The following is a 25,813-nucleotide window of genomic DNA, read 5'->3' as shown; positions in this document are numbered from 1 at the left end:
CGCCGGGCCGCCCACCGCCCCGACGGCCGCTAAGCCGGCGGCCGCGGTCGCCGCTCTCAGCACCTGTCTCCTGCTGTTCATCACGCCACCTCCAGGGGTTCCGGACGCCCTCCGCCCGGGTGCGGGGGAAAACCTAGCGACGCCATGAGCACGCCGATAGAGGGCCCGGCCACATCCAGCGTTCGCGCCGTCGCGGGGAGCGGGGTAGACATGGGTTATGTCCTGGCGTGAGCGGCGACAGCGCGACGGGCCGCGCGTGCGGTCGGCGCGGCGCCTGTGGCCGGTGGCGAGCACCCGCAGCGTCGCCGGTCAGATGTTCGTGCTGCAGGTGCTGATCGTGCTGCTGCTGGTCGTGGCGGCGGCCGCCACCCTGCTGCTGCAGGCGCGCAGCGACCGTTTCGACGCGGCGCGTGACCGCTCGCTGGCCGCCGCCGAGGCGTTCTCCCACTCCCCCGGCCTGCCGGAGGTGATGCGCGGTCCGGATCCGTCCGCGGTGCTCCAGCCCGCGGCCGAGGCCGTCCGCCGGCAGGGCGGGGTGGACTTCCTCGTCGTGATGAACCGCGACGGCATCCGCTACACGCACCCCGACCCCAGCCTGATCGGCAAGAAGTTCGTCGGCACGATCGAACCGTCGCTGAACGGCCACGTCACCGTCGAGGACGTCAACGGCCCCCTCGGCGAGGAGCTGCAGGTCGTCGTCCCCGTCACGGACAGGGGACGCGTCGTCGGCATGGTCTCCTCCGGGCTCAAGGTGAGCTCGGTGAGCAGCGCCGTCGACCAGCAGCTGCCGCTGGTCCTCGGGGCCGGCGCCGCCGCGCTCGTGCTGGCCACGGGCGGCACGGCGCTGGTGACCAGGCGGCTGCGGCGCCAGACCCATGGCCTGGGCCCGGCCGAGATGACCCAGATGTACGAGCACCACGACGCGGTGCTGCACGCGGTGCGCGAGGGCGTGGTCATCGTCAGCGGCGACGGCCGGCTCCTGCTGGCCAACGACGAGGCGCGCCGGCTGCTGGAGCTGCCCCCCGACGTGGAGGGCCGCGACGTGAGCACCCTCGGCCTCGACCCCCGGATGGCCGAGCTGCTGGTCTCCCGTCGCCTGGCCACGGACGAGGTGATTCCGGTCGGGGAGCGGCTGCTGGCGGTGAACAACCGGCCCACCGACCGCGGCGGCGGCCCGCCGGGCAGCGTGGCCACCCTGCGGGACTCCACCGAGCTGCAGAAACTCGCCGGGAAGGCCGAGGTGGCGCGCGGCCGCCTGCGGCTGCTGTACGACGCGAGCGTGGCCATCGGCACCACCCTCGACGTCCAGCACACCGCCGAGGAGCTCGCCGAGGTGGCCGCCCCCCGGTTCGCCGACTACGTCTCGGTCGACCTGGCCGAGCCCGTGCTGCGCGGCGAGGAACCGCGCACGGTCGTGGGCAGCGAGGCGCCGGAGCTGCGCCGGGTGGCGCTCAGCGGCGTCCGCGACGACCACCCGCTGTACCGGGCGGGCGAGGTGCACCGCTTCGCCGCGCCCACCCCGCAGGCCACCGGCTTCGTCAGCGGGCACGCCGTGCTGGTGCCCGACCTCAAGGCGTCCTCCGGCTGGCGCACCCAGGACACCGCCCGTACCCAGGCCATCATGGACTTCGGGTTCCACTCGCTGATCACCGTGCCGCTCAAGGCGCGCGGCGTGCTGATGGGCATCGTCAACTTCTGGCGGGCCGGGGACAGCAGCACCTTCGAGGAGGACGACCTGTCCCTGGCCGAGGAGCTGACGGCCCGGGCCGCGGTGTCCATCGACAACGCGCGCCGCTTCACGCGCGAGCACGCCATGGCCGTCACGCTCCAGCACAGCCTGCTGCCGCGCGGTCTGCCGGAGCAGAACGCCGTCGACATCGCCTACCGCTACCTGCCCGCGCAGGCCGGGGTGGGCGGCGACTGGTTCGACGTGATCCCGCTGCCCGGCGCGCGCGTCGCCCTGGTCGTCGGCGACGTCGTCGGGCACGGCCTGCACGCCGCCGCGACGATGGGCCGGCTGCGCACGGCCGTGCAGAACTTCTCGGCCCTCGACCTGCCCCCGGACGAGCTCCTCGGGCACCTCGACGAACTGGTCGGCCGCATCGACCAGGAGGCGGACGACGGCGAGGCCACCATCGCGGGCGCCACCTGCCTGTACGCGATCTACGACCCGGCCGCCGGCGTGTGCAGCCTGGCCCGGGCCGGGCACCCGTTGCCCGCGCTCGTCCTGCCCGACGGCACCGTGGAGTTCCCGGAGCTGCCCGCCGGCCCGCCGCTCGGCCTGGGCGGCCTGCCCTTCGAGGCGGCGGAGCTTCAGCTGGCCGAGCACAGCAGCCTGGTGCTGTTCACCGACGGCCTCATCGAGGACCGCAAGCGCGACATCGACGCCGGGCTGGAGATCCTCCGCTCGACGCTGGCCCATCCGGACCGCTCGCCCCAGGACACCTGCGAGGCGGTCCTCGGCGCTCTGCTGCCGGCCCGTCAGAGCGACGACATCGCCCTGCTCGTGGCCCGTACCCGGGTGCTGGAGCCGGACCGGACGGCCGAGTGGGAGCTGGCCACGGACCCGGCGGTGGTCGGCCGGGCACGGGCCGACGTGACCCGGCAGCTGACGGAGTGGGGACTGGACGAGGCGGTGTTCACCACGGAGCTGATCCTCAGCGAGCTGATCACCAACGCCATCCGGCACGCCTCCGGGCCGATCCGCGTCCGCCTGTTGCGCGACCGGGCCCTGATCTGCGAGGTCTCCGACACCAGCAGCACCTCGCCGCACCTGCGGTACGCCGCCGCCGAGGACGAGGGCGGCCGCGGCCTGTTCCTCGTCGCCCAGCTCGCCGAGCGCTGGGGCACCCGCTACACCCCCGAGGGGAAGGTCATCTGGGCCGAACAGCCGCTGCCCTGAACGGCGCCGCCGCCCAGGGCCCGCCCGGCGGGCCGCTCCCGCCGCGAAGGAACGGGAGCGGCCGCTTCCGTCAGCAGGCGGCCGCCGACGGCAGCGCGGCCGCCAGGGCGGCCGGGAGCGGGGCCGAGTGGACCAGGGCCAGACGCTGGGTCGCCCGGGTGAGGGCGACGTACAGGTCGCTCGTCCCGAACTCCTGCGGCTCGGCCACGATCACCGCGTCGAACTCCAGGCCCTTGGCCTGCCGCGGGTCCAGCAGGACGACCGGGCTCGTCAGGTCCGGGACGGGGCCGGCGGAGGCGGCCGGCAGGGCGGCGGCCAGGGCCGCGTGGAGGGGGCGCGGGGCGATCACCGCGAGGCGGCCGTCCTCGCGGGCCTCCCGCGCCACGGCGCCGGCGACCGCGCCGGGCAGGTCGTCGGTGCGCTGCGCCCACGGGCGCACTCCGGTGGAGCGGATCGAGCTCGGGGGCTCGAAGGCGGGGTCGGCGGAGCGGACCACGGCCGCCGCGACCTCCATGATCTCGGCCGGAGTGCGGTAGTTGACGCCCAGCCGTACGTGGGTCCACCGGTCGCCGGCGTACGGGGCGAGGATCGTGCGCCACGAGCCGCAGCCACCGGGTTCGGCGGTCTGCGCCGGGTCGCCGACGAGCGTCATCGACCGGGTGGGGCAGCGGCGCATGAGCAGCCGCCACGCCATCGCGGACAGCTCCTGCGCCTCGTCCACGATGATGTGGCCGAAGGCCCAGGTCCGGTCGGCGGCGGCGCGTTCGGCGGCGGTGCGGTGGTCGGCCTCCTCGTGGCGCTCCGCGAGGCGTTCGGCGTCGACCAGGTCGTGGGCGGCCAGCACCTCGGAGTCCTCGTCCTCGCGGTCCTCGAACTCCTGGGTGCGCGAGCCGTAGGAGAGGTCGAGGACGCCCTGTGCGTAGGCGATGCGCTGCAGGCGTTCGGCCTCGGCGGCGGCGCGGGCCGCCGAGTCGTCCTCGCCGAGGAGTTCGGCGGCCTCGTCGAGCAGGGGGACGTCCGCGGGGGTCCACTCGCCGTCCGTGCGGCGGATCGCGTCGGCGTCGTCGGCCGGCAGGTGAACGGGGTCGGCGAGGAAGCCGGCGACCAGCTGCTGCGGCGTCAGGGCCGGCCACAGCCGCGCGATGGCGGCGTGCACCTCGGGGTTGTCCGCGACGCCCTTGCCGAGCTGGGCGATGTCGTCGGGGCCGAGGAGGTTGGGGCCGCCGTACGGGTCGGCGCCGATGCGGTCGGCCAGCTGGGCGGTGAGCGCGTCGATGACGGCGAACGCGAAGTGGGGGCGGGCGAGGTTGTGCGGCAGCCTGCTCTCGCGGGCCCGGTGCCGCGCGTCGGCGGCGATGTCCGCGTCCAGCCGCAGCTCGCCGTCCTCGTGGTCGATCACGATCGCCGGGTCGGGCAGTTGCTGGAGGTCCCGTACGTGGGCCGCCAGGGCGTCGGCCATGGCGGCGCCGCCCTTGACCTCCGCGGCCCTGGCGGTGTCGGTGCCGGTGGCCCGCACCCCGGGGAAGAGTTCGCCGGGCGTGGCGAGCAGCACGCCGGTCTCGCCGAGCGAGGGCAGCACCTCCCCGATGTAGCCGAGGAAGGCCGGGTTGGGCCCGACGACGAGCACGGCGCGCCGGGCCAGCAGCTCCCGGTGCGCGTAGAGCAGGAAGGCGGCGCGGTGCAGCGCGACGACGGTCTTGCCGGTGCCGGGTCCGCCCTCGACGACGAGGATGCCGCGGTGCGGGGCGCGGATGATCCGGTCCTGTTCGGCCTGGATGGTCTGCACGATGTCGTGCATCCGGCCGGTGCGGGCGGCGTCCAGCGAGGCGAGCAGCACGGCGTCCGCGTCGGCTCCCTCGTGCCCGGTGCGTTCGGTGTCGGCGAGGTCCAGGATCTCGTCGTGCAGCGCGGTGACCGTCTGCCGGTGGGTGGTGATGTGGCGTCGGCGGCGCAGGCCCATGGGGGTGTGCCCGGTGGCGAGGTAGAACGGGCGGGCGACCTCGGCCCGCCAGTCGACGACCAGCGGGGTGCGGTCCTCGTCGTCGCGCCGGATGCCGATGCGGCCGATGTGGTGATCGCGTCCGTCGCGGAAGGCCAGCCGCCCGAAACAGAGCCCGTTCTCCCCCGCGTTGAAGGCGGAGAGCAGCCCGGACTGTTCGGCCACCAGCACATCGCGCTCCAGCCGCGCCTGGAAGGTGCTGCCCTCCAGGGTCAGCGCCTCCTGCACCGCCCGTTCGGCCCCGTCCCGCAGTTCGGCGAGGCGCCCGTGCAGCACATCGATGAATTCCTGCTCGTGACGCATGTCCTCGTTTGACAATTCGGCTCCCGCACGGATATGATGGCCTCATAAAGCTTCTCCACGCCTTGAGTTCAGCGGGCATGGAAACCCCCAATATACGCAGAGAAATACCCCGGCCGTCAATACGGCCGGGGTATTTCTTTTCCGTTTTCCGTACGGGAGGTCAGGCCGCCGCGGAAGCGCCCCCGCCGTGGGCCCCGTGCGCCGGGTCGGCGACGGGACGTGCGCCCCACGCCCGCCCCGTCCGCCCGCCCCCGGTCGGCCCGGCGGGCGGCCCGGCAGGCGGCCGGACGGCGTGCAGGGCCGCCTTGGCCTCGGCCGCGTAGGTGTCGACGTACTCCTGCTCGGACAGCTTGAGGATCGCGTACATGATCTCGTCGGTGACCGCCCGCAGCACCGCGCGCTGGTCGTGCATGCCCGCGTAGCGGGAGAAGTCCAGGGGCTCGCCGAAGCGAATGGTGATCGGCACGAGGCGCGGCAGCCGGCGGCCCGTGGGCTGGGCCTCGAACGTGCCGATCATCGCGCACGGAATCACGGGCGCGCCCGACGCCAGGGCCATCGCGGCCACGCCGACCTTGCCCTTGTACAGCCGGCCGTCGTGGGAGCGCGTCCCCTCGGGATAGATGCCGAGCAGCTCACCGCGCTCCAGGACGCCCAGCGCGGTGTCGACCGCGGCCTGCGCCGCCTGCTTGCCCGACCGGTCCACCGGAATCGCCCCGATGCCGCGGAAGAACGCGGCCGTGAGCCGGCCCTTGAGGCCGGGCGCCGTGAAGTACTCCTGCTTCGCCAGAAAGCTGATCCGGCGCTTGACCATCACGGGCATCATGAAATGGTCCGAGAAGGACAGATGATTTCCCGCGATGATCGCCGACCCCGTGGGCGGCACGTGCTGCAACCCTTCGACGCGCGGCCTGAAGAGCCACCGCAACAGCGGCACCAGGACCACGGACTTGAACGCGAAATAGAACATCGGTCTGTGAGCTCCTCGCCCCTAGTGACCCCCGCGCCGAGGCACGCTAGTCGGCAGCGGGGATCATGGGGAGAGCGTCTATTCAGCCACGCCGGAGCTTCTCCTCCACCCGGCTGCGGAGCAGCTCGTACTCCTCGCGCAGCCGGACGAGCTTCGCGGGCCGCGGTATGACCTCCCCACCGACGACGATCTCCTCGGGCCCGAACTGCTCACGGGTGAGGTCGACTTCCACTCCCCGGCCCAGGCGGTTCCACCAGTGGTAGTCCGTCCACCGGCCGTCGACGTGGACCTCGCCGCGGATCAGCTCCCCGCCGAGCAGGTCGTGCAGGACCATGGCGGTGACGCCGCACTGGTCGCGGGCCGGATTGGCCGGCGTCCAGCGGGAACGGTACTCGGGGGTGCACGTATCGGCGTCCCAGCTGCTGCGGACGGCCGCTTCGATGTCGGTGAGAAGCAAAGGGCTCATGCCGTGCAGCATCACACGGGGCACTGACAATCGGCCGTCGGCGGCCCTCGGGCAGCCGACGGCGCCACGGTCCGGCCGGGCCGGAACCCGGCGGGACCGCGGTCGCCGGCCGGAGCCGTCAGTGGATGACGAGCGCGTTGGCCATCAGCCGGGGACCGGTGCTGTCGGACGGCCGGTTGACGACCCGTCCGCCGACCACCATCGTGGTGGATCCGCCCCCGTCGAGGTTGAGGGCGTCCACCGCGCCGAGGGCCCGCATGACGGCCGCGCTCTCCCGGAAGGACAGGCCCGAGCTGTAGCCCGGACGGCGGCCGTCGACGGTGACGAACAGCAGCGAACCGTCGTCCGTGACGCCGGCGAGCGTGCGCGGGTGCCGGTGGGTGGCGAAGTAGTCGAAGAAGCCCGGATCGTCCGGGTGGTTGAAGCCCTCGGCATCCGCGGGCACGACGACGCGGCCGCCCCGCAGCAGCTGCGGGCCGCCGGAGACGGCGTCCACGCCGCGCCCGGCGGTGGCCGTCAGCGACCGGCGGTTGCGGTCGAGGACGGTGGTGGTCACGGTCAGCACCTGACCCTGGCGGGCGTGGTCGCGCAGCCACTGGGCACCGTCGCCCGTGCCGGCGAGGACCGTGGCGCCGGCCGGGACCGTACCGCCGCGCCGGCCGCGCACCTCCAGCACCCTGCCGTCGCCCGCGAGGACCACCGCGACGCCCTCGCCGGCGTGCACGGGCCCGGAGAAGAAGCCGGTGTACTGGATGATCTCCGAGTCGTCGGTGCACAGGGCGTCGTGCCGGGGCCGCTCGGTGGGCAGGTCGCCACCGGTGCCCCCGCAGGACCGGATCCTGCCCGGGGCGCGGTTGAGCCCGTCCAGCTCGCGCTGGGCGCCGTCGGCGGAGCGCACCCGCAGCGCGGTGCTCAGCTGCTGGACCGAGGGGCGGATGCGCCGCTCGGAGGGCAGGACCAGCGCGCTGCGCCCCTGCACCGCCTCGCTGAGCAGCCGGCCGTCGACGACCGACAGCCCGGCGACGTCGCCGAAGGTGCCGTCCTCCTCGTCCGAGCCGTAGCTGCCGTTGACGCCGGCGACGCCGCCCGTGCGGCGGACCATGTCGGCCAGCGTCTCGCCGCCCGGCACCCGGTCCAGGGACTGCCGGGCCTCGACCCGCTGCCGCTGTGCGGCGGACACCCGCAGCACGTCGACCACCCAGGGCCCCGTGCGGCCGCTGCCGTCCTCGCCGGTGAAGTAGGTGCGCGTGGGCCGGAATCCGGCCGCCCGCAGGTCCTTCACCAGCCGTGCGGCCGCCTCCTGGTCGGCGAGCTCGCCGACCCGTACGCGCCAGCCCCAGGGCTGCTGCGAGGGCAGGTCCTGCGGACGTTCGTCCACCCGGCTGACGGTGGGTTCGAACCCGGCGCCGTCCAGACGGTCGGCCAGGGCGCGCGCCGCGGCCTCGTCCTTCAGCAGCGCGACCTCGATGGTCCAGTGGTCACGGGCGTCGGGCCGGCCCCGCTTGATCCGGGTCCAGGTCACCCCCGGGGCCACCTGGGTGACCGAGCGCGTCTCCGGCAGGCCGCCGTCTCCCAACGGGAGTCGCTGTACGGCGGGTTGAGCGGCCGCCTGGGCCTGCAGGCCCGTGGCGGGCAGAACGAGCGACAGTACGGCCAGGCCGGCGGTGAACGCCGTCCGGCGCATGCGTCTGATCTTCACCACGTTTCTCCCCTGCCCTCTCTGATCCGGTGTCGTGTCGCGGGCTGTCGCCGCAGTGTGGACGCGCAGCGTGTCGCGCACGAGAACGCTCAGCTCAGCATGGCGTAATGGGGCGGAAACAGGATGCTGCTGTGCCTGACGCGATGCACTGGTTCAATGCCTTGGAGTGAACGCCGGGCGCGCGCCCTCCCCCGGCGCGCGTCGACAGCCAGGACCAGCACGACACCCCTCGCGGATCGCAGCCGAAGGAGTCCCCCGTGCCCGTACCGGCCCTCGATCACCACACCACCGAGTACAGCCTCCCGCACGCCTACTGGCTGGCCCGCGCGGCGGCCCTCGCCTACGAGGACGAGGCCGCCGTCGAGCAGGAGGCGAAGCACTGGGGCTTCGGGAGGGTCCGTCACCACTTGACCCGGTTCACCCCGCCGTTCCCCCTGGAGGACACGCAGGCGTACACCCTCGCCAGCGACCACATGATCATCACCGCGTTCCGCGGTACGGAGCCGCAGCAGATCCGCGACTGGCTCTCCGACGCCTCCACACCACCGTGCCCCGGACCGGCCCGGACCGGCTACGTCCACTACGGCTTCGGGCAGGCACTGGAGTCGGTCTTCCCCGCCGTCAAGGAGACGCTCGCGGAGTTCCGCGACAACGGACAGACGGTGTGGTTCACCGGCCACAGCCTCGGCGGCGCCCTGGCGATGCTGGCCGGCTGCCGCATGTACCTGGAGGAGCCCCGGCTGCGGGCGGACGGCATCTACACCTTCGGCCAGCCCCGCACCTGCGACCGCCTGCTGGCCGCTGCGCACAACAAGGGCTTCAGGAAGAGCATGTACCGGTTCGTCAACAACAACGACATCGTCCCCCAGCTACCGCCCGAGCCGGCCTTCACCCACGTCGACACACTGCGCTACATCGACTCCTCGGGCACACTGCACGAGTCGATGCCCCTGCTCGGCCGCATGACCGACCGCGTCAAGGGCGCCACCGCCGACGCCTTCGCCCCCGCCTCCGACGGGGTCCGGGACCACCTGATGAAGAACTACCTGGCGGCGCTGGAGAAGAACATCCGCTGACCGCGGCGGACACCACCCGTCGTCCGCTGAGCACGATGAGGGGCCTGCAGCCGACCCGGTCCGACCGCCGGACCGCGTCGCCCGCAGGCCCCCCGTGTCAGCCCTTGGCCGGCGGCAGCTGGGCCAGGAAGTCCAGGAGTGCCGCGTTGACCTCGTCGGGGCGTTCCTGCTGTGTCCAGTGGCCGCAGCCCTCCAGGGTGATGCTGTCGCGCAGGCCGGGGGCGATCGCCGGGAGCACGGGCAGGAGATCGGCCATGCCGGGGAAGCCGCGGACCAGGTCGCGGTCGCCCGCCACGTACAGCGAGGGGACGTCGATCGTCCGGCCCTGGAAGGGGGCCAGCAGCTCCCAGTTGCGGTCGATGTTGCGGTACCAGTTCAGGCCACCGGTGAAGGCGCGCTCGCCGTGCTCGGCGAATTCGCGGACGAAGACCTGGACGTCGTCCTCGGTGAGCCAGGACGGCAGCTCCTGGGGGTCCTCCATCGTGTCCAGGAGTGACGCGCCGTCGGGGACGACCCACGGGCGCGGCGGGTCCGTGTGCGGGCTGTCGCCCGAGCCGCCGGTGAGCACGCTGCGGAAGGTGGTCCTCGGGTCCCGCGCCAGCTCGGCGTCGGCGACGCCGGGTTCCTGGAAGTACTGCTGGTAGAAGCCGTCGCCCAGCACGCCACGCAGGTGCTGCAGCGGGGCGACCGGGCCGCGGGGGACCGGGGGGACGCTCAGGCCGACGACGCCGCGGACGACGTCCGGGCGCAGGAGGGCGGTGTTCCAGGCGACCGGGGCTCCCCAGTCGTGGCCGATGACGACGGCCTGCTCCTCGCCCAGGGCGTGGACGAGGGCGATCACATCGCCGGTGAGGTGCAGCATGGAGTAGGCGTCGACGGCTTCCGGCTGGTCGCTGCGGCCGTAGCCCCGCTGGTCGGGCGCGACCACGCGGTAGCCCGCCTCGGCCAGGGGGGCGAACTGGTGGCGCCAGGAGTACCAGCACTCCGGGAAGCCGTGCAGCAGCACGACCAGCGGCCCCTGCCCCTGTTCGGCGATGTGCAGCCGGATCCCGTTGACTTCGACGGAACCGTGCTCGACGGCGCTGGTCACATGTCCTCCTGCCATGGCCCGTGCGGGGCCCGGTTGGATGCGGTCATCGCCTCGCTCAACGGACCGGGCGGGCGATGTGTTCCGCTGCGCGAGCGGAGCGTCGGCCGGTCGGCCACGGCGACTTGGTCTCGACCAGATTCGGCCTGTCCCGAAGAACGACAAATCGACAGCATGGACGACCAACGGTCAAGAGCACCATCTTGCGGGGGACGGCGATGGGGTACCGCATTCACTTCACCACCGAGGACCTGGCGCGCACGCGCGTCGCCGAGACGCCGTTGCCGCTGTCGGAACTGGGCACGGCGGTGCGGACGCTGCAGGACAGGAGCCGGCCGGTGCTGTTCGACGCCTGGCGTTCCCGCGTGGCCGGCCGGCTGCCGGCCGGGGCCAGGATGGCGCTGTCGCTCATTCCGCCCGTCGGCTGGTCGCCGACGTTCCTCAACCTGCCGCGGGCGGGGACGCCCGAGGAGCTGCTGGAGGAGGTGCGCGGCACGCCGCGGGCGGTGATCGAGTCCGAGCTGGCGGTGATCGCCGCGCGCCAGCCGCTCCCGCGGTGGGCGCACCGCCTGCCCGACGACGCCGCTTTGCTGGGGCAGCTCCTCGACGGGCTGGGCCGGCTCCACGACCTGCTGCTCAGGCCCTACTGGCAGCAGATCACCGGCTTCACCGCGGCCGACCGGGCGGTGCGGGCCCGTCAGTTGCTGGGCGGTGGCGTGGAGTCCCTGCTGGTGCAGGCGAATCCGCGCTGGATCCGGTGGGAGCCGCCCGTGCTGGAGGTGCGGATGGCCAACGAGGCCGAGGCCGACCTGCACTTGTCGGGGCAGGGCATCCTGCTGGTGCCGTCGGTGTTCAGCACGCGGTCGTTCGTGGACGAGGACGCCCTCCCCCAGCCCGTGGTCACCTATCCGGTGGGCCGTGAACGTCCCCTGCAGCGGCTGTCCCTGCTGGCGCCCGGCGCCGCCGGTGCCGGGCCCTCCGCCGCTCTGACGGCGCTGCTGGGCAGGACCCGGGCCGCGGTGCTCCATGCCGTCGCCGAGCATCCGGACTGCTCGACGAAGGAGCTCGCGGCGGCGGTCGGCGTCGCGCCGGCCAGTGCCAGCGAGCATGCGACGGTGCTGCGCGAGGCGGGCCTGATCCGCACGGTCCGGCACCGCAACACGGTGCTGCACGGCGTCACCGGCCTGGGTGTCGAGCTCCTCAACTCCCCTCGCGCGGGGAGCAGTCGATAGGCCGGGGGCTTGTGGTGTCGGAGCGGACAGTGGTGCGGGAGAGGGTGCGGGGCGGAGTGCGGAGTGCGGGTGGGCACGGTCGTGCCCGGGAGAGCGGCGGGCTCTGGCTGCCGCTCACGGGCGTGGTGGCGCTGGCGGCCGGGGTCGCCGGGGGCTGGGCCTACGCCCGGGCGGGCGCCTCGGGACCGGACGTGGTGCGGGACGTGACGGTGGGGTGGGTCTTCGCGGGCGCGGGCCTGGTCGCCCGGTGGCGGCGGCCCGCCAACCGCACGGGGCAGCTGATGGTGGCCGAGGGGCTGACGTGGTTCCTCGGCAACCTGCAGGGCACGAGCGTGCCGGTGCTCTTCGCCCTGGGCGCGTGGGGGGAGGCGCTCAACCTGGCCGTGCTGGCCCATCTGTTCCTCGCCTTCCCCGACGGCCGGCTCACCACGCCGCTCGCCCGGCGCGTCGTGGTGAGCAGCTACGTCCTCGTGGCCGTGGGCGGCCTGCTGAGGGTGCTCACCTACGATCCCTCCCTCGACGGCGGGGCCACCTACCTCACGTGCGGCGAGTGCGGCCCGAACGCCTTCCTGGTGCACCGCGACCCGGCCCTGTTCGGGGTGATCGACCTGGTGTACCGGTGGGTGGGGGCGGCGCTCACGGTGGTCACGGTCGTGGCCCTGGTCCGCAGCTGGCGGGCGAGCTGCCGGGCGCGCCGCAGGGCGCTGATGCCGGCGTGGATCTCCGTCGTCGTCGCCTCGTCCCTGGTGGGCTGGGAGGTGTTCTACGTGCTGACCCCCGGCCTGCTGGCGCCGGGAGAGGCGACCGTCGCCCTGCTGTCCGACCTCAGCGAGATCGCGGTGCCCCTCGCCTTCCTGGTGGGGCTGTTGCGCATGCGGCTGCGACGGTCCGCGGTGGGCAACGTGGTGATCGAGGTCGGTGCCGACCCGACGCCGGGCCGCCTGCAGGACGTGCTGGGGCGGCTGCTGGGCGATCCGTCCCTGCGGCTGGGGCTGTGGTCGGACGAGGCGCGCGCCTACCTGGACCCGGACGGCAGGCCGCTGCGCCACACCCGGCCCGGTGCGGGCCTGAGCGTCACTCCGGTCGGCAGCCCCGGCAGCCCGTCGGCGGTCCTCGTCCACGACGCGACGTTCGACGACGACCGGGAGTTGCTGGCCGCGGTCGGCGCCTCCGTGCGGCTGTGCCTGGAGAACACCTGGCTGCGCTCGGAGGCCGCGGCCCGGGTGCGGGAGAGCCGGGCGGCCGGCTCCCGCATCCTGGAGGCCGCCGACCGCGAGCGCCAGCGGCTGGAGCGGGATCTGCACGACGGGGCGCAGACGCGGCTGGTGTTCGCCCTGATGGCGCTGCGGCGCCTGGACGCCGGGCTGTCGGACTCCTCGGACGCGCGGCTGCGCAACGCCGTGGCGGAGACCGACCGCACGTTGCGGATGGCGCTGGAGGACCTGCGGGGCATCGCCCGCGGCATCCATCCCGCCGTCCTCACCCGCGAGGGCCTCGGCCCGGCGGTGACCGCGCTGGCGGAGCAGGCGGAGGTGCCCGTCGTGGTGTCGGTCGAGCCCCGGCGGTACGCGCCGCTGACGGAGTCGACCGCGTACTTCGCCGTGTGCGAGGCGCTGACGAACGCGGCGAAGTACGCACGGGCGGGGGCCGTGCGGGTCTCGGCGCGGCACGACGACGGATGGCTGGTGATCGAGGTGGCCGACGACGGGGTGGGAGGCGCCGACCCGGTGCGCGGCACCGGGCTGCGCGGGCTGGCCGACCGGCTCGCGGCCCTCGGGGGTGCGCTGCGCGTGACCAGCCCCGTCGGCGGCGGCACGCGCGTACGGGTGGAGTTGCCGTGCGCGTGACGGTGACCGAGGACTCGGTGCTCCTGCGGGAGGGGCTGGTGCGGCTGCTGGCCGAGGAGGGCTTCACCGTGGCCGGCCGGAGCGAGGACGCGGGCGAACTGCTCCGGCTGGTGGACGAGGTGCGCCCCGACGTGGCCCTCATCGACATCCGGCTGCCCCCGACGCACACCGACGAGGGGGTGCGGGCGGCGTGCACGATCCGGGAGCGGCACCCCGGCGTGGGGGTGCTGCTGCTGTCCCAGTACGTGGAGACCGGCAGTGCCGTGCGGGTGATGTCGCGCGACCCGAGGGGCTTCGGGTATCTGCTCAAGGACCGGATCGCGGACGTCTACGAGCTGTCCGACGCCGTCAAGCGCGTGGGGGCCGGGGAGTCGGTCGTCGACCCCGAGGTCGTCGCGCGCCTGCTCCGCCGGCGGCGCGCGGAGAGCGCGCTGGAGGACCTCACCCAGCGGGAGCGGGACGTCCTGGCGCTGATGGCGGAGGGGCGTTCCAACGAGGCGATCGCACAACGGCTGGTCGTGGGCGGCAAGACGGTCGAGACGCACGTGCGGAACGTCTTCACCAAGCTGGGGCTGGAACCCAGCCTGACGGACCACCGGCGCGTCCTGGCCGTGCTGACGTACCTCCAGGGGTGAGGGCCTCACCCGCCGGTGCGGTGCCGACCGCGGTGTGCGGCGCCTCAGGGCCTGCCCTGATGTGGGCCTGGCAGGCCGGAACCTACAGTGAGGACGCCGGACGAGAACGGCCCACGGGGCCGGGTCCGCCGGCGTCGCCGCGGCCCTCGCCGGCCGTCTCACACCGTCACGGAGAAGATCACCATGTCTGTGCTGTCCTTCCTGCGTTCCCGCTGGGCGGTCGCCGCCGCCGGTCTCGTCCTGGCGTCGTGCGTCGCCGCCGCCGCTCCCGCCGCCGCCTCGGAGGCGTCCCCTCCGCCGGGTGGGGTCGTCGTGTGCTGCTGAGGGCAACCGGCGGCAGGGGCGGCTCGTTGGGAGGTGCATGAGGAGCCGTCCTTCGCCGCGGCGCCGGCACCGGGCACGCCGGGCGTGGCCGGTGCCGGCGCTGGCCGCGTTGTGCGCGTTCGTCTCGCCCGGGGCGGCGGCCCCGGCGGCCGGAGCGCCGCCGCGCGTCGTGGACGTGCGCCCCGCCGGTTCCCTCGACGCGGCGTTCGGGGCGTACGCCGGACGTGCGGGGCCGCGGGGGCACTGGACCGGCGGGGACAGCACGTACTCGGTGCCGACGCCGGCCGGGGAACTGTGGATCTTCTCGGACACGTTCCTCGGCACCCTGCGGCCCGACGGTTCCCGCTCTCCCGTCACCGGCGACGGGGGCACCACCCCGTTCGTCCACAACAGCTTCGTGCTGTGGCGGGCCGACGGACCGCACACCGTCACCGGGCACGACCGGTCCGGCCGGCCCGTATCGCTCGTCCGCGGCCCGCGGGACGAGCCCTGGTACTGGGCCCGGGCCGGCGTTCCCGAAGGCCGCGGCGTGGCGGTCGTCTACGCCCGCTACGAGCGGACCGGCACCGGGCCCCTGGACGTGGCCCGGCGCGGCAACGTCCTGGCCCGGTTCGGCCCGGGCCGGCTCGCGCGGCCGCTCTCGCTCACCCCGCTGCCGTCGGCGACCCGCACGGCGTGGGGCGCCTGGCTGGAGCGGGGACGGGGCTGGACGTACGTCTACGGCACGGAACCTGCCCCGTCGGGCGGGCAGTTCCTGCACCTCGCCCGGGTCGCCGGGACCGACCTGCGGCGGCCCTGGCGGTTCCGGACGGCGCGCGGCACCTGGTCGCCGGACGAGGCGCGTTCGGCCCGGCTGACCGGGCCGGGCGGGGCCGCGCTGCGGACCTCGGACGAGCTCAGCGTGGTCCGGCACGGCCGGTGGTACGCCCTGCTCACCCAGCGCGCGGACCAACCGTTCAGCGCGGAGCTGCAGCTCGCCTGGGCCCGCACCCCGTACGGGCCGTTCACCCGTCCGCGGACGGTGTACACCGCGCCGGAGGCCGGCCCGCGCGGCACGTACCGCAATCCGAACGTCTTCGCCTACAACCCCCACGAGCACCCGGAGCTGGGACGACGGGAGGAACACCGGGGAGAACACCGCGAAGAACTGGTCATCTCCTACAACGTCAACAGCCTCGTCCCCGACGACGTGATCCGCCGGGCCGGCATCTACCGGCCCCGTTTCCTCCGCCTGGTCACCGCGTTCTGACCCGCGCGCGGCGGCCGGGGCGGCACGGCGGCGGGTGGCCGGATTCCCCCGCGCCGCATTGCGGGGAGCACCCGCCCACGCCAAGATCACGTGCCGTAGCCGCGTGATCACGCACGTGCTGTGCGCCCCTGTCGCGCACCCCCGTGAACTGGAGACGGAGACCGATGTCTGCTCGTACTGCGTTCCGCACCGTCAGCCTGGCCCTTGCCGCCGCGACGCTGGCCCTGACGGCTGCTCAGGGCGCGCACGCCGCCCCCCGCACGGCACCGGCCGGGGCGGTGGCACCGGCCGCCGGTACGGCCGGTACGGCCGCCTCCGACGAGAACCCCTTCCGCCACATCGACCTGGAGGGCCTCCGGGCCGAGAAGCGGTTCATGTACCCGGCGGGCCACCCGGTGGCCTTCTGGGCCCTGGTCCTGGACGACGAGCGGGTCTCGCGGACGTACAAGGGCGGGACGTTCTTCGTCTACGCCCCGGCCACGGGCGAGTTCGGCTGGATGCTCGACACCGACATCGCCACCCGCACCGTGAAGGACCCGCACCAGGTGGTCATAGCCGACCTCGGCTTCCTGAACTCCCACCCCCGGGTGGAGGTCCGGTACGGCAACCCGGACCAGCCCAGGAAGGCCCGGGTGGTCGCCCGGACCACCATCTGGATGCACTGACCGGACACCGGGCAGAAGACCGCCGGCCGGTGACCGGCCCCGGCCGCCTACGCGGCCGGGGTCTCCTGCTGCAGCGGCGGCTCGACGGGCGCCTCGGGCTCGGGCCCGAAGAGGACGGCCCGGGCCACGGCCGGGGCGAAGAGGGCGCTCGCCGGCGCGGTCAGGGACAGCACGTCGCGGAAGGCCGCGCCGACCTCCGGGTTCCCGCAGGCGCGCTCCATGAGGCGCTTCATGTACCAGTCCGCGGGCCGGTCGACGGCACGGGGCCGCAGCACGTTGCCGGTCGCGCCGGGCATGTTCTTGTCGGCTCCCGCCGAGATGTCCCACGCCTGCCGGGCGGCCGCGCCCAGGGCCTGCTGCACCCGGCGCGTGGTGGGCGTGCGGCGGGGGTCGGCGAGCGCGTCCCGCAGGGCGACGGCGCTCAGCGCCGCGACGGACATGCCCTGCCCGTAGACGGGGTTGAAGGCGCACAGGGCCTCACCGGTGGCGAGGAACCCGGCCGGGCGGCGGCCCGGCCGGTCGTAGCGGCGCCGCACGTTGCCCGTCCCCCGGAAGCCGTGGACGGCCGAGACCGGCTCGGCCCCCCGCAGCCAGTCGTGGAGCAGCGGGTGCGGGAGCCGGGCGGCGAAGTCGACGAACCCGTCCTCGTCGGTGGGCGGTTCCGAGCCGCGCAGGCCGGAGAGGGTGACGATCCACCGGTCGTCCTCCAGGGGCAGCATGAGCCCCCCGAGCGGCTGGTCGGGGTTGGGGACCATGTACACGCCCAGGGCGGCGCCGTCCCCGGGGCCCGCGGCGGCGCGGTAGAAGCGCGTGGAGTAGGCGAGGCCGGTCTCCAGCCTCTCCTCGTGGGGCGGCTCGGCGCCGATCGCGGCCAGCCACGCCGGGGCGCGTGAGGAACGGCCCGAGGCATCCACGACCAGATCGGCCTCCAGGACCCGCTCCTCCTGCCGGCCGGCCGCGGCGCCGCGTTCGCGCAGCCGGACGCCCCGCACCCGGCGGGCGTCCCCCACGAGCCCGGTCACCTCCGCGCCCTGCACGGTCTCGATGCGGGACCCGGCGAGCACGCGGCGGCGCACCACCCAGTCGGTCAGGCCGCGCGAGGCGCTGAGGAAGTTCGAGCTGGCCGGGGTGCGGCGGAACCAGCGGCCGTTCTGCCACTGGCAGACGTCGGCGGGCGTGCCCACCCGGTGTGCGCCGTGCTCGCGCATCTCGTCGAGGATGCCGGGCAGCAGCGCCTCCATCGCCTGCTGACCGCTCTCCAGCAGCACGTGGGTGTGCCGGTCCTGGGGCACGCCCGAGCGGTGGCCCGGCCCGTCGGGGTAGCGGTCGCGCTCGACGACCGTCACGGTGCCGGCGTGTCCGGCGAGCACCTGTGCGGCCAGCAGACCGGCCAGGCTCCCCCCGATGACGACGACGCGGCGCGCGGGGCGGTGGGATTCGCCGCCGGTCGCCTCCTGCGGATGGTGCGCATCTGTGTTCGTCATGTCCACCCTCATCTTCCCGGCCGCTCCGCCCCGTTACCGCACGGTCCCGTACGGGCGTACCGCGGCGCCACTCCCCCGAGGCCGTGATCACGGTACCGGTCATCCGGCCCGGTGCCCCCGGCCGGGCGTGAAACCGGCCGGAAGGAACTCCCTGGCCCGAGCGCTGAGGGGCGCGTGGACTAGGGCAGGAGACTATGCAGCCGATTATGAATGCGCCGTGCACTCCAATACACCTTCGGCAGTACGGGGATGGCTTTAGTTGTGCGATGGAACGGGCAAGCACTGTGCCAAGACCGGAGGTGGGACGGACCAGGTCCGTCTGCGCGCCGGGACGTGCGGGCACGGTGTCCAGGGGGAGCGGAGAACTGTGATCCAGTCAGGTGCACACGGCACCGGATCGAGATGGTTCCGGGCCCGGGCCGGTGGCTGGTCCTCAGGTCCGGGTGCCCGGGAGCCCGGCGCGCTGGTTCCGCCCTGCGTCACGCGCCCGCCCCGCGCCGCCGCCCGGCGCAGCTGAACGCTCCGCCCGGGCAGCCCGTTCATCGCCGAATGCACCCGTTGCCGCCCCGCCGGTGCACGGCTCGTTGTGACAGCGCTCCGTCACGATCACCGGGAGGGGAATGCCATGCGTTGCAGCGTTGCCGTGACTCCCACCAGCAGGGCCGAGGGCCCAGGAGGTGGCCATGCCCCAAGATGTGATCATTCCGGTGGAGTTCCCGCACATGGTCAACCCAGATCCGGGCCGGGCGTACGCCCGGGAGCACCGCTGGGGAGACCGGTACCGGGTGACCGACGATCCGGTCCGGTGGCAGCGGATCCGCGCCGCAGAGCCCGGGAAGCTGGTCGCCTACACCTCCCCGGACGCACGCGGGAGCGGGTACGACCTGGCCGTCGACCAGATGTGCTTCTTCTTCTACTTCGACAACCTCGTCGAGGAGCTCTTCTTCGACAACCCCTCCCAGGCCGCCCCGTTCATCCAGCGCATGGTGGACGTCCTGGACCCTGACATACCGTCCGCCCTGCACGACCGGTCGGTGCCGGCGGTGGCCATGCTCGCCGACCTGTGGGCCGACAGCGGCGCGCGGATGTCCTGGCAGTGGCGGCACCGGGCGGCCGGCCACTGGATGGACTACCTCTGGGCCAACCTCGCCGAGGCCGTCGACCGGTACCGCGGCACCACCCCCACCTCGATCGGCTCCTACCTGCGGATCCGGCGCGCCTCCATCGGCCTGACCCCGGTCCTGGACATGTACGAGGTGGCCGGCGGCTTCGAGGTGCCCGCCGGGGTCTACCGGCAGTCGGACATCCGACGGCTCCAGACGCTGGCCTGCGACCTGACCGTCCTCGGCAACGACCTGGTCTCGCACGACAAGGAGGACGCGGTCGGCGACACCTACAACGCCGTCATCATCCTGCGCGACCACCACGGGTTGTCCCAGCGGCAGGCCATCAACCAGATCAACGCCGAGTTCGTGCGGCGCGCGGCGGAGTTCCACCACCTGCAGGGGCGCCTGCCGGGGCTGTGCGAGGCCCTCTCCTTCAGCAGCCACGAGCCGGCGCTGGGCGGCCTCGGCCCCGGAGGGCCGCGCGCCCTCCGGCTGCCGTTGCCGGGCACGCCGCTGTGCCCCCACGACGCCACGCTCTCCCTCGCGGAGTGCCTGCACACGTGGGTGGGCGGGCACCTCGACTGGATGCGCGAGGCGCCGCGCTACGCCGCCGAGCACGCCCTGCCCGGAGGCAGGCTGGCCGAGGCGTAGCGGCCGGAGGGGGCCGGCCACGGGGCCGGCCCCCTGGCGCGGGAGCCGCCGCGGAGTCAGACCGCCGGGGCGCCCGTCTCCGCGTCCGCCTGTGCGTTCTCCTCCTCGACGGCGGTGCGCACCTGCGCGTCCTCGATGACGCCGGTCGGGTACAGGGCGCGGCCGGCGGCGTAGGGCTGGGCGTAGACGGCGACCAGCTGCCGGATCTTGCGGCTGTCCATGACGGGGGCGCCGGGTTCGTCGCCGCCCTCCGGCAGGCCCGCCCACATGTCCTCGGCGGCGCTCATGAGCTGGTCGGCTTCGTCGCGCAGGCGGTGCCAGGCTCCCTCCAGCAACGCCTGCTCCATGGCGGAGAGAGAACTGAGGACGGTGACGTAGTCCTCGGCCAGGCGCTCTTCTTCGGCGGTCGGTTCGAGCGCTTTGGCTGCCAGCTCGGTTGCGTACACGGACACCTCCACGGATGGGACGGGCAGTACCGGGACCATGCGTACGGTTCCGGCCCCCCGGCATCGTCGCGCCCCGGGAGCGCGGCAGTCGCCGTTCACTGTGGCCGCGCAGCCATTTATCACCCGCACGGATGAGCGCTCGCCGGGCGGCGGCGGTGCCGCCCGGCCGGAACGGTCAGAGGGGGGCGTCCAGTGCCAGGCGTCGGATGCCGGGCATGTGCTCGTCGAGTTCGCCGGGCTCGAACCGGCACATGCCCACGACGTGCCAGAACTCGCCCGCGACGTCGCCGTCGAACTTGTAGCCCCCGGACGGCGACAGGGCCGCCCAGCCGCCCGGCAGGCCGATCAGGGTGCCCCGCGGGACGGGCGTCCCCTCGTCGGGCACCGTCCACAGCCGGACCGTGCCGTCCTCGCCGCCGCTGGCCAGGAGCGCACCGTCCGGGCTGAAGGCGAGGGCGAGGATGCGGCCGGTGTGGCCGGTCAGACGGCCCGTGGCGGCGCCGGTCTCCGGGTCCCACAGGCCGATGGTCCGGTCGTCGCCCGCGGTGGCGAGCACATGGCGGCGGGGGTGGGCGGCGGCGGCCCACAGCCGCCCGGAGTGGCCCCGCAGGCGGTGGCGGAGGACGCCGTCCCGCCAGACGAGGGCCTGGCCGTCCCAGGAGGCGCTGGCCAGCCAGGCGTCGCCGGGCCCGTGGACGACCGCGTACACGCGGTCGGTGTGGCCGGCGAGTTCGGCGACCGGCCGGCTGCCGGCGAGGTCCCACAGGCGCACGTGCCTGTCGTCGCAGCCGGTGGCCAGGACGGTGCCGTCCGCCGTGAACGACAGCGACCGCACCCGGCCGCGGTGCCCGTCGAGGGTGGTCACGTGGGCTCCCGTGCTGCGGTACCACAGGCGTACGGTGTCGTCGTCGTTGGCGGTGGCGAGGATCTCCCCGTCGGCGCTGAACGTCTCGGCCCACACGTGGTCGGTCTCGGCGTCGATCTCCCGCTGGTACTCGCCGCTGCCGGCGTGCCACACGTAGACGTCGCCGTCGCTGCTGGGGGTGGCGAGGAGGGGTCCCACGGGGGTGAACACGGCGGAGACCAGGCGGTCGTTGTCGCCGCTGAGCTCGCGGACCCGGCGGCCCGTGGCGGGCTCCCAGAGCCGGACGACGCCGTCGTTGCCGCAGGCCGCCAGGTGGCCGCCGTCCGCGCTGAAGGCCAGGCTGACGACCTTGCGCCCGTGGCCGCGCAGGATGCGCCGGCCGCGGCCGGTGGTGGTGTCCCACAGGCGCACCGCGCCGTCGTTGCCGGCCGAGACCAGCAGCGGGCCGGACTCCGGTGCGGCGGTGGCACCGCGGGGACGGAACCGGCAGGCCCAGACCGATCCCTGGTGGTCGGAGGGCTGCTGGCGCAGGGGCAGGGCCGACCAGGGGGCGCCGGGGGCGGCGTCGTGGGAGACCCGCCACAGGCGGACGGAGCCGTCGCTGCCGCCCGCGGCGAGCATGGTGCCCTCGGGGTCGAACACCACCTGGTAGACGGCGCCCCCGCCGAGCAGCGGCGCTGCGGCGGGCGTTCCGGTGAGCGGGTCCCACAGCAGGACGTGGCCCTCGGTGTCGCCGCTGGCCAGGAGGGTGCCGCCGGGGTGGAAGTCGAGGGTGTAGACGCGGCCGGGGTGGCCGGTGCAGGTGTGGCGCAGCCGCCGGGCGGCGACGTCCCAGATCCGGACCGTTCCCTGGCCGTCCTCTCCCATGTCGCCGGTGGCCAGCAGCGTCCCGTCGGGGCTGAAGCCGGCGCGGTAGACCGCCCCGTGGTGGCCGGGGAGTTCCCCGAGGAGCCGGCCGGAGCGGGTGTCCCACAGCCGTACGGCCGCCACGGCGTCGCCGGTGGCCAGCAGGGTGCCGTCGGGGCTGAAGACGGCGGTGTAGACGGGTGCGGTGTGGCCGGGCAGGCGGTGGACGGGGGTGCCGGTGGCGACGTCCCAGAGGGTGACGGTGCCGTCGGCGTCGCCGGTGGCCAGGCGGGTGCCGGAGAGGTCGAGGGAGACCGGCCACACTCCGCCGGGGTGGATCTCCAGCCGGTGGCGGCAGGCGCCGGAGACGGGGTCCCACAGCCGTACGGTGCCGTCCGCGCCGCCGGTGGCGAGCACGTCCCCGCGGAACTTGACGGCGTAGACGCGGCCGGTGTGTCCCTGGAGGGTGCGCAGGGCGGTTCCGGTGGCGGCGTCGCAGACCAGGACGCCGCCGTCCTCGCTGCCGACGGCGAGGAGTTCGCCGCCGGGGCTGTAGGCGACCGGTTCCGGCAGCCGGCTGGTGCGCATGTCGAAGCCGTAGGGGACGCCGACGGCGGAGGGGCGGAAGCCCGGCTCGGCGGTCAGGCCGGGGGCGACGGCGGCGGCCTGCAGCTCCGGGGTGCCGAGGACGGTCCGGTCGGTCACCGCGTTGATCAGGGCCGCCCGGTGCCAGCTGCTGCCGGTCACCTGGATGCCGCGCAGGTCGGTGCCGACGAGGCGGGCCCGGCGCAGGTCCGCGCCGCGCAGGTCGGCGCCGGAGAGGTCGGCGTCGTCGAGGCGGGCGCCGGACAGGCGGGTGTCGCGCAGGACGGCGCCGGAGAAGTCGGCTCCGACGAGCGAGGCGTCGGTGAGGTCGGCGCGGGTGAGGTCGACGCCGGAGAAGTCGCGGTAGGAGAGGTCCTCGCCGGCGAGGAGGGCGCCGCGCAGGTCGGTGTGGGCGGGGACCCGGAGCCGGGTGAGGACCTTGACGGCGTTGGCCCGGGCGGTTTCGCCGTCCCGGCCGCCGCCGTCCTCGGCCGGTTCGCCGGCCAGGGTCCGTTCGGCCCACTGCTGGCAGGTGCGGTGGTCGGCGAGGTCGCAGAGGAACTCCACGGCGAGCTGGCTGAGCGGGCGGCGGGCGAGCAGGTCGCCCTCGGCCGCCGTGTCGCCGAGGCGTCCCGCGGCCTCGCGCGCCACCAGCCATTCGACGACGGATCCGTGGATGAAGCGGAAGAGGCCCTCGTCGGTGCGGACGAGCAGGCTGCCGGAGCCGACGGCGTGGGCGGCCTGCGGCACGGACAGCCGGCTGTCGGCGAGCTCGGTCAGGGCCTCGGCCACGTCGTTGAGTTCGTCCAGGCGCAGGGCGCTCTCGCCGCTCTCCCACAAGCGCAGGGCGAGGGTGGTCACCGCCTGCCACAGCTGGCGCAGGCTGAGCCCGGGGGTGCTGCCGGGCCCGCCGTGGCCGCGGCGTTCCTCGAACCGCAGCCAGGAGGAGAAGACCTCCTCGTAGAGTCCGGCGGGGCTCAGGGCGCGGCCGGCGCCGGCGACCGCGCGCAGCCGTTCGTGGTCGAGGTCGGCGACGAAGCTGAGCAGGCGGGGGTTGCGGCACAGGGCGAGCAGGTCGGGGATGCCCTCCAGCAGGCGCACCCGGCGGTCGGCGGCGTGTTCGTCGCCGTAGCGGTTGACGAGGTAGGAGCGGATCTGCTGCGGGGTGAACTCCTGGACGGCCAGGACGCGGCGCTGCGGCAGCAGTCCGACGCGTTCGCCGAGGGCGGTGAGGACCTGGGCCTGGGAGCGGAAGTGCTGGGTGCGGCTGCTGACGACGATCTTGGCGTTGTCCACGGCGGCGTCGAGGAGCACTTGCAGGTGGTCGGCGGCGCGGTCGTAGCTGACCTGGTTGACGAGCTCGTCGAAGCCGTCGAAGAGCAGGACGATGCGGCCCTGGCGGAGCATGTAGCGGAAGGCGCGCAGGTCGATGGTGTCGACGCCGTGGCCGGCGAGGTGGGCGGCGACGAGCCCGTCGAGGGTGTGGGCCTTGTCGAGGGAGCTCAGCTGGATCAGCAGTGGGACGAGGTGGGGCAGTTCGCCGGGCAGGCGGCGGGCCAGCTCGCGCAGGGCGAAGGTCTTGCCGTGCCCGAAGTCGCCGAGGAGCAGCAGGAAGCGGCCGTGGTCGGCGTCGAGGAGGCGCAGGACGTCGTCGACGAGGCCCTCGCGCTCCATGCCGCCGGGGCGTTCGAGTTCGCGGTAGCGCTGGGGCAGGTAGAGGCCCGGTGCGTACTGGGGGTCGGTGGTCAGCCGTTCGGTCTGGGCGGCGACGTAGCCGCGCAGGTCGAGCAGGCCCTGGAATTCGGTGAAGCTGCGGACGAGGACGCCGCGGCGGCGGGCGCGCTCGCGCAGTTCGCGGGCGGGCGGCGGGCCGTCGTGGACGAGTTCGGCGTCGGGCTCGGTGTCGGAGGCGTGGACGTGGTCGATGAAGCGGTCGACGTCCTCGGCCTGCGGGGTGCCGGCGCACACGCCCACCCGTTGCTGGCGCACGAAGCCGGCCTCGGTCCAGGTGACGAGCAGTCCGGGCGGGTCGCCGGGGATGCGCCGCAGGTGGACGCCCTCGTGGCGGATGCGGCAGACCTCGGCGACGCGGGCGACGAGGACGTCGAGGGGGCCCTGGACGGCCCGGGCCTCGGGCTGGGGGCCGGCCGGGTCGCCGGGCGGGGCGAGCGGGTCGGTGCCGGCGGGGGCGGTCGTGGGGTCCTCGGAGCCGGGGGCGGGCGTGGCCGGCTGGGGCGGTCCGAAGGCGCGGTGGGTGCCGGGCCAGGCGGTGGCGTAGTGCTGGGGGCCGGTGCCGGTGGCCCGGGGCCAGCGGGTGAGCCCGTCGCGGGTGAGGTGGAGCAGCTGGTGGCCGCCGGGGGCGGCGGCGCCGAGGACGGGCAGGTCCCGGGCGGTCAGCGGCAGGGCGTGGGCGGTGGGTGCGGCCGTGGTGACCCGGGGGTCGGTGGTGGGGCCGTGGAGCAGCAGGTGCAGGCGGGGCGCGGTGAGCCGGGCGAGCACGTCGGTGTCGCGCAGCGGCGCGGCGGCGGTCGTCCGGCGGCCGGGGGCGGGTGCCCGGCCCGGGTCGTAGCCGAGGGGGCGGCCGGGGCCGGGGGTGCGCCGGGCGGGCGCGGCGGGGGCCGGGGAGGTGGGGCCGGGGTCCGGCGCGGGGAGGGCGTCGAGGGGGCGGCGGGTGTCCGGCGGGTGGCGCAGGGCGCCCAGGCGCAGCCAGCCCTCCTGCTCGTAGGGGCGCAGGGCCTGGGCGAACCAGGCGGCCTGTTCGGGGCCGAGCAGGCCGTACTGGTCCTCGGGGCGGTGGCTGTAGGCCATCGAGGAGTTGAGGCCGGCGACGACCGTGTGGAGGGCGGGGACGGGGAACAGGCTCCAGGGCTGGTCGCTGTCGAAGACGGCGTCGAGTCCCTGGTAGAGCTCCTGGAACAGCCGGGCGTAGTGGCGCCACTTGGGCCAGTAGGGCGGCCGGGGCTGCATCTCGTCGGCTTCGCAGGTGCTGAAGTAGGCGCGGCAGGCGGCCTGGCTGACGTCCTGGCCGCCGGGTACGACGGCGAGGCGGTCGGCGGCGAGGCCGAGCCGGGAGCGCAGGCCGGTCAGGAAGGTCAGTGCCTGGTCGCATTCGCGGGGGCTGCCGGAGGCGGTGAGGTCGCCGGTGACGACGAGGAGGTCGGGGGCGGGGGCGCCGGCGTCGGTCAGTTCGACGAGGTCGCCCCAGACGGCGGCCTGGAGTTCGGCGGGGTCCGCGCCCCGGCCGAAGCAGGGCCCGGCCAGGTGGAGCACGGAGACGGACTCGCGGGCGTGCCGGCCCTCGGCGGCCCGGGGGTAGGCGGGCGGTGCCGCGGGGCGGCGGCGGCCCGCCCAGCCCGGGCTGCCGGGCTGCCGGCCGGCC

The 25,813-nt window shown here is 74.7% G+C and carries 18 protein-coding genes; 9 read left to right on the top strand and 9 right to left on the bottom strand.

The window, feature by feature from the left end:
- A partial coding sequence (locus LE181_RS32725; RefSeq protein ID WP_225664333.1) for a twin-arginine translocation signal domain-containing protein occupies positions 1 to 81 on the bottom strand: 81 nt, incomplete at its 3' end.
- 136 nt (positions 82 to 217) lie between these two features.
- Here LE181_RS32725 and LE181_RS28170 point away from each other — a divergent pair.
- Complete coding sequence (locus LE181_RS28170) at positions 218 to 2,902, top strand: SpoIIE family protein phosphatase (protein WP_372458522.1); 2,685 nt, start codon at positions 218 to 220, stop codon at positions 2,900 to 2,902.
- A gap of 70 nt (positions 2,903 to 2,972) precedes the next feature.
- Here LE181_RS28170 and LE181_RS28165 read toward each other — a convergent pair whose 3' ends face one another.
- The 4 genes from LE181_RS28165 to LE181_RS28150 form a co-directional block, all read right to left on the bottom strand.
- Positions 2,973 to 5,204, bottom strand: coding sequence for a HelD family protein (locus LE181_RS28165; RefSeq protein ID WP_225664330.1), 2,232 nt, complete (start codon positions 5,202 to 5,204; stop codon positions 2,973 to 2,975).
- A 160-nt stretch (positions 5,205 to 5,364) separates the two neighbouring features.
- Positions 5,365 to 6,171, bottom strand: a complete 807-nt coding sequence (locus tag LE181_RS28160; protein ID WP_225664329.1) for a lysophospholipid acyltransferase family protein — start codon at positions 6,169 to 6,171, stop codon at positions 5,365 to 5,367.
- Positions 6,172 to 6,253: 82 nt separating this feature from the next.
- Complete coding sequence (locus tag LE181_RS28155; protein ID WP_225664328.1) at positions 6,254 to 6,637, bottom strand: YunG family protein; 384 nt, start codon at positions 6,635 to 6,637, stop codon at positions 6,254 to 6,256.
- A gap of 118 nt (positions 6,638 to 6,755) precedes the next feature.
- Positions 6,756 to 8,339 carry a phosphodiester glycosidase family protein gene (locus LE181_RS28150; protein WP_225664327.1) on the bottom strand — a complete coding sequence of 528 codons (1,584 nt, stop codon included), beginning with the start codon at positions 8,337 to 8,339 and terminating at the stop codon, positions 6,756 to 6,758.
- 254 nt (positions 8,340 to 8,593) lie between these two features.
- Here LE181_RS28150 and LE181_RS28145 point away from each other — a divergent pair, with 254 nt between their 5' ends.
- Entirely contained in the window at positions 8,594 to 9,412 is an 819-nt protein-coding gene (locus tag LE181_RS28145) for a lipase family protein (RefSeq protein WP_225664326.1), read from the top strand.
- Between the two features lie 97 nt (positions 9,413 to 9,509).
- On the opposite strand, the gene LE181_RS28140 is transcribed toward LE181_RS28145, so the two are convergent.
- Positions 9,510 to 10,517 (bottom strand): alpha/beta fold hydrolase, encoded by a 1,008-nt coding sequence (locus tag LE181_RS28140; RefSeq protein ID WP_372458520.1) that lies wholly within the window; start codon positions 10,515 to 10,517, stop codon positions 9,510 to 9,512.
- Positions 10,518 to 10,717: 200 nt separating this feature from the next.
- Between LE181_RS28140 and LE181_RS28135 the strand changes: the two genes are divergently transcribed.
- From LE181_RS28135 to LE181_RS28110, 6 genes are all read left to right on the top strand, one after another.
- Complete coding sequence (locus LE181_RS28135; protein ID WP_225664324.1) at positions 10,718 to 11,731, top strand: winged helix-turn-helix domain-containing protein; 1,014 nt, start codon at positions 10,718 to 10,720, stop codon at positions 11,729 to 11,731.
- Positions 11,732 to 11,787: 56 nt separating this feature from the next.
- Positions 11,788 to 13,578 (top strand): sensor histidine kinase, encoded by a 1,791-nt coding sequence (locus LE181_RS28130; RefSeq protein ID WP_225664323.1) that lies wholly within the window; start codon positions 11,788 to 11,790, stop codon positions 13,576 to 13,578.
- Entirely contained in the window at positions 13,569 to 14,213 is a 645-nt protein-coding gene (locus LE181_RS28125) for a response regulator transcription factor (protein WP_308103520.1), read from the top strand. Before LE181_RS28130 ends, LE181_RS28125 begins: the two co-directional genes overlap by 10 nt.
- A gap of 183 nt (positions 14,214 to 14,396) precedes the next feature.
- Positions 14,397 to 14,537 carry a hypothetical protein gene (locus tag LE181_RS28120; RefSeq protein WP_225664322.1) on the top strand — a complete coding sequence of 47 codons (141 nt, stop codon included), beginning with the start codon at positions 14,397 to 14,399 and terminating at the stop codon, positions 14,535 to 14,537.
- A 37-nt stretch (positions 14,538 to 14,574) separates the two neighbouring features.
- Positions 14,575 to 15,786, top strand: coding sequence for a DUF5005 domain-containing protein (locus LE181_RS28115; RefSeq protein WP_225664321.1), 1,212 nt, complete (start codon positions 14,575 to 14,577; stop codon positions 15,784 to 15,786).
- A gap of 164 nt (positions 15,787 to 15,950) precedes the next feature.
- Complete coding sequence (locus tag LE181_RS28110; RefSeq protein ID WP_225664320.1) at positions 15,951 to 16,451, top strand: hypothetical protein; 501 nt, start codon at positions 15,951 to 15,953, stop codon at positions 16,449 to 16,451.
- A gap of 47 nt (positions 16,452 to 16,498) precedes the next feature.
- Here LE181_RS28110 and LE181_RS28105 read toward each other — a convergent pair whose 3' ends face one another.
- Positions 16,499 to 17,935, bottom strand: coding sequence for an NAD(P)/FAD-dependent oxidoreductase (locus LE181_RS28105; protein WP_225664319.1), 1,437 nt, complete (start codon positions 17,933 to 17,935; stop codon positions 16,499 to 16,501).
- Positions 17,936 to 18,618: 683 nt separating this feature from the next.
- Between LE181_RS28105 and LE181_RS28100 the strand changes: the two genes are divergently transcribed.
- On the top strand, positions 18,619 to 19,692 hold the full coding sequence (locus LE181_RS28100; RefSeq protein ID WP_225664318.1) for a terpene synthase family protein: 1,074 nt from the start codon (positions 18,619 to 18,621) through the stop codon (positions 19,690 to 19,692).
- Between the two features lie 56 nt (positions 19,693 to 19,748).
- On the opposite strand, the gene LE181_RS28095 is transcribed toward LE181_RS28100, so the two are convergent.
- Entirely contained in the window at positions 19,749 to 20,138 is a 390-nt protein-coding gene (locus tag LE181_RS28095; protein WP_225664317.1) for a hypothetical protein, read from the bottom strand.
- Positions 20,139 to 20,313: 175 nt separating this feature from the next.
- The coding region (locus tag LE181_RS28090) for a WD40 domain-containing protein (protein ID WP_225664316.1) at positions 20,314 to 25,813 on the bottom strand (5,500 nt) is incomplete at its 5' end.

The sequence above is a fragment of the Streptomyces sichuanensis genome (assembly GCF_020328095.1).
Taxonomy (GTDB): domain Bacteria; phylum Actinomycetota; class Actinomycetes; order Streptomycetales; family Streptomycetaceae; genus Streptomyces; species Streptomyces cinnamoneus.
Note: the sequence above shows the minus strand (reverse complement) of the source record. Positions and strands in the feature narration are given on the sequence as shown.